Annotated in this window: 4 protein-coding genes and 1 pseudogene; 1 reads left to right on the top strand and 4 read right to left on the bottom strand. The window is 41.1% G+C overall.

Annotation, left to right across the window (positions count from 1 at the left end):
- Position 1: 1 nt before the first annotated feature.
- From WAM07_RS05420 to WAM07_RS05405, 4 genes and pseudogenes are all read right to left on the bottom strand, one after another.
- Positions 2-823, bottom strand: coding sequence for a nuclease-related domain-containing protein (locus WAM07_RS05420; RefSeq protein ID WP_422165399.1), 822 nt, complete (start codon positions 821-823; stop codon positions 2-4).
- Between the two features lie 165 nt (positions 824-988).
- A pseudogene (locus WAM07_RS05415) lies at positions 989-2099 on the bottom strand (RNA-guided endonuclease TnpB family protein).
- Positions 2100-2110: 11 nt separating this feature from the next.
- Positions 2111-2509, bottom strand: coding sequence for an IS200/IS605 family transposase (tnpA, locus tag WAM07_RS05410; protein ID WP_089752559.1), 399 nt, complete (start codon positions 2507-2509; stop codon positions 2111-2113).
- Between the two features lie 213 nt (positions 2510-2722).
- Positions 2723-3559: an aldo/keto reductase gene (locus tag WAM07_RS05405; RefSeq protein ID WP_422165397.1), complete on the bottom strand. Its 837-nt coding sequence runs from the start codon at positions 3557-3559 to the stop codon at positions 2723-2725.
- Positions 3560-3733: 174 nt separating this feature from the next.
- Here WAM07_RS05405 and WAM07_RS05400 point away from each other — a divergent pair, with 174 nt between their 5' ends.
- Complete coding sequence (locus tag WAM07_RS05400; RefSeq protein WP_422165401.1) at positions 3734-4231, top strand: Lrp/AsnC family transcriptional regulator; 498 nt, start codon at positions 3734-3736, stop codon at positions 4229-4231.
- Positions 4232-4306 lie beyond the last annotated feature (75 nt).

Raw genomic sequence — 4306 nt, 5'->3', positions numbered from 1 at the left:
GTCATGGATGTCCAAATAATAGGAAATAGTCCGCTATCGCTTGATAATGCGCCTCGCTGGAACGAGTACCACAATAAGGACATTCCCATAGCCTTCTAATTCTAGCCATAGCATAACGTTTGCACTTAGGGCATTGAACTCCCTTCTCAATAGAGGTATCGGGAATTGAAAACGCTCCGAGAATATTAGAATAATAGGGACGATGCCCCTCAACAAGCTTTTCTGAAATACGACCGAGTTCAAAAGCTCTCCTTCTTTTATATAAAGAATAAACCTCTTGAATTCTCTCTATGGTTTCTTCCAGGTAAGTAATAGGGACGGTTGGATCTGCTTGCAGATCCACATTAGTAGAGGGGCTGCTGATGGAGACATGAGGAATAATCGGATAATCGTGGATCCCGCGTGCATGAAACCAATGCTCCAGCTGGAGTTTCTGGCGGTTCACTTGTGCAATCGGGTTCGGTAGTCGCTCTTCTTTGCCTTGTGAAATGCGTCGGAAGGGCTGGGACTTGCCTTCGTATATAATCGTTCCGGAGATATTTTTAACTTCTATAATGAAGCCTGCGTGAGGGGTTAAAAGGAGGGTATCGAGTTGAAAGGTTTTGCCGCTAGCAAAGAGACGAAGATCTTCGAATATATGAAAAGTGGTTTTGGGGAGAAATTCGAGAAAATAATCCAGCGCAAGTTCCCCGCGATACCCCGCCCACCTTTTCAGAATGGAAAGCTCTATACGTTTTCTTTTCTCATAGTTCTCTGGAATTCGGCGATATAAGGCCTCCTCCTGTCTTAATATAAGAGGTACGCTTCTTTTTTTACGATTCAATAGCTTCACACTTCCTTCTTCAATAATAAGTCTATCTCTAGTGAACTACCCGCCACTTACCAACCTTACGGGTCGCTTGAAGTGGGGGCTTCTTGGGTAATCGCCACTTTTGTTAGCTGACGAAATAGACCAAGCTAACCCTCTTGTTCCAAGAGTTTATATTCATTAGAGTAGTGCTAATAGCCGAATCCCTTCTTTTTTAATGTTGAGAGCCGAATTGTAATCTCTATCGAGATTCAGCCCGCACGAACAAGTGTATGTCCGAATATTCATAGGCATTGGCTGTGTATTTCCACAATGCGAACAAGTTTGTGTAGATGGGTACCATTTATCAATCTTGATCAAATGCTTCCCTTGTTCGTTCAGTTTATACTTTAAGAAAGATTTGAACATTCCCCACCCATTATCAGCGACACTTTTACCAAACTTCAAGGCTTGTGACATCCCTTTCATATCCAAGTCTTCGATGATAACGGCATCATAGTTTGTCACCAACTCTTTTGATTTGTGATGAAGGAAGTTCTTACGTTGATTGGCCGCTTTCTCCTGGATTTTAGCCACTCGTATGCGTTGCTTATTCCAATTAGAAGAGCCTTTCTTTTTGCGAGACAATCTCCGTTGTTCTTTTGCTAATTTCACAAGCATTTGACGATAGAAGTTTGGGTAATTGGCTTTCTTACCCTCACTATCGACAAATAACCCATTCATCGCAAAATCCAACCCAACGACTTGTTCGGCTTTTTTAGGTTTTATCTCTTTCTCGTATTCTGTAAGAATGGAACAAAAGTATTTTCCTGAACCCGTCACAGATAACGTACAAGACTTTATGGTATATTCCGAAGGAATATCTCGATGTTGCTTCATTTTTACCTTTTTGAGCTTTGGTAATTTGATATGGCCATCTAATAGCTGAATGTTTCCGTTCACGACGTTGGTTGTGTAGCTTTGTTTATGTCGCTTACTTTTGAATTTCGGAAATTTGTTTTCCTTCGAAAAAGGATTTATATGCCTTATCCAAGCTCAGTTGAGCATTTGCCAAAGCGAGACTATCTACTTCTTTCAACCAATCAAATTCCTTCTTATATTTAGCAGGCGTTGGATGTTTGACCTTTTTTAGTTCCTCTTTATCTTTTTTGTGAGTTTCGTATGTTTCTATGCGTTCGGCTAACATTTTGTTATACACGAAACGAACACAACCGAAGGTTTTGCGGAGAAGCAATGCTTGCTCATCTGTTGGATACAAACGAAACTTATAGGCTTTGTTTTGTTTGGCCATATCAAATCACCTCATTTCTTCTCTTGGTTTTCAATATATTTTTTTACTACTTCAATGGACGAACCGCCCGTGGTTACTAAGCAAAAGCTTCTTGACCAAAACATTTCCTTCCATAATTTCTCCCGAACGGAAGGAAACTCTTTTTTGATAAGTCTGGAGCTTGCACTTTTATAAGCGTTAATAAATTTTGATAGTTCGGTGTTGGGATGAGCTTTGAATAAAATATGAATATGATCAATGTCGTGATTCCATTCGACCAGTGAAATATTGTAGTTTTCACTCAACGACAAGAATTTATCTTTAGCATAGTTTGAAATGGTGTCATCGATGACGTGTCTTCTATATTTCACGACCAATACAAGATGATAATACAACAAGAACACTGAATGGTTATTACTATCTAATTTCATTTATATATCAGTCCTTATTCATTATAAGACTGATCATATATTGTAACCAAAAGCATTTGGGCTGTCGCCCAACCAAAATTCATCTCCCCCTTACCGCTGAGCTTCGCCCTTCACACGCTTGAAGAGGGAGACTTCTTTCGGAAGTTCGTTAAATCCGTCTATCCTCTTTTTAGCAACAAAAAAGCGCACCCTCGTGGATGCGCTCTTCGATCATTAAAACTCTTCATACTCCGCCGGATCCTGATCATTCAATCGGCCGTCCGGACGAGTTAACTCTGCAATCATTCCCATTTCAGCATCACTGAGTGAAAAATCGAATATGGACAGGTTTTCTAGCTGGCGCTCAGGGGAAGCTGATTTTGGAATCGGGATCGCTCCAAGCTGGTGATGCCAGCGTAAGACAACTTGTGAGGTTGTTTTATGATGCTCGTCTGCTATTTTCTGCAGCGTTTCATTATGAATAATCTCACTTGCTTTGGCGAGCGGACTCCAGGATTCTGTTTTAATTTCATGTTCATCGTTAAAGATCCGCTGCTCTTCCTGATTGAAAAACGGATGAAGTTCAACTTGATTGATGCTCGGCTTCACGCCTGTTTCATTTTCCAGTCGTTCCAAATGTTCAGGCAGGAAGTTACATACGCCGATAGAACGGATCAGCCCCCATTTTTTCGCATCGATTAAAGCTTGCCAGGCCTCTACATAATGATCCTGTTTAGGATTAGGCCAGTGAATCAGGTACAGATCATAGTAATCGAGATCAGCACGATATAAGGATTCCTGAATGGCTGTAACAGCTTTATCATAGGTCTGGTAACGACCGGGAAGCTTCGAGGTTATAATCAGCTCTTCCCTCGGAATGGAGCTGCGGCGCACCGCTTCTCCAACGGTTCCTTCATTTTCATAGTTATAAGCGGTATCAATTAGTCGATATCCTTTATCAATGGCGCTTGTAATAGCTTGAACGCCAGCATTTCCGTTTAGTGCGTAAGTGCCAAAGCCTATCGCTGGTAAGGTCAAACCATCATGAAGTGTAATGTTTGGAATACTCATAATCGACTCCTTCCTTAAGATGATTTCAGCGTATCACTTTAATGAATAATTTTCCAAATATTCGCTCTAATCTTACTCATTGTAAAACTATTATGAAAATATCTCTGAAACAAGGTTCTCGTTTATACCCAATACTGTTAAAATGATGGGATAGAAGGAAAGTAGGTGACTCCATTGAAAGAAACAGAAATCCAGGTATTGAAGATTATTGAGAAGAATGCAAATCTAGGCGTAGCTAAAATCGCCAAGATGATGGGAAAAAGTGAAAAAGAAATTCAGCAGGTCATTTATGACCTCGAAGACAAAAAAGCGATCCTTGGCTATTCCACTTTGATTGATTGGGCAAAGGTCGTAGAGCACGAGGAAGTCACGGCTATGGTGGATGTGAAAGTGACACCGGCACGCGGGGTCGGTTTTGATAAAGTGGCCGAGCGTATTTATCGTTTTCCTGAGGTGAAAGCGGTGTATTTAATGTCAGGGGCCTATGATTTGTCCGTAACGGTTAATGGAAAGACAATGATGGATATCGGTAAGTTCATTTCCGAGAAGCTCTCGGCACTTGATTCCGTCCTATCCACCACTACCCATTTTGTCTTGAAAAGATACAAGCACGACGGCTTTATTCTGGAGGACGATGATGAAGATGACAAAAGAATAGTGGTATCTCCATGAGTAAAAAGTCGTTCGTATCGAAGCATGTGGATAATCTGAAACCATCGGGGATCCGCCGTTTTTTTGATGTTGCCG

This window comes from Halobacillus sp. (assembly GCF_049282395.1).
Classification (GTDB): domain Bacteria; phylum Bacillota; class Bacilli; order Bacillales; family Halobacillaceae; genus Halobacillus.
The sequence above is the reverse complement of the archived record's forward strand: the minus strand, read 5'-3'. Positions and strand labels throughout refer to the sequence as shown.

Excerpts from the sequence above, each read along its gene's own strand:
- tnpA (WP_089752559.1), bottom strand. The coding sequence starts at position 2,509 with ATGAAATTAGATAGTAATAACCATTCAGTGTTCTTGTTGTATTATCAT.
- WAM07_RS05405 (WP_422165397.1), bottom strand. The coding sequence starts at position 3,559 with ATGAGTATTCCAAACATTACACTTCATGATGGTTTGACCTTACCAGCG.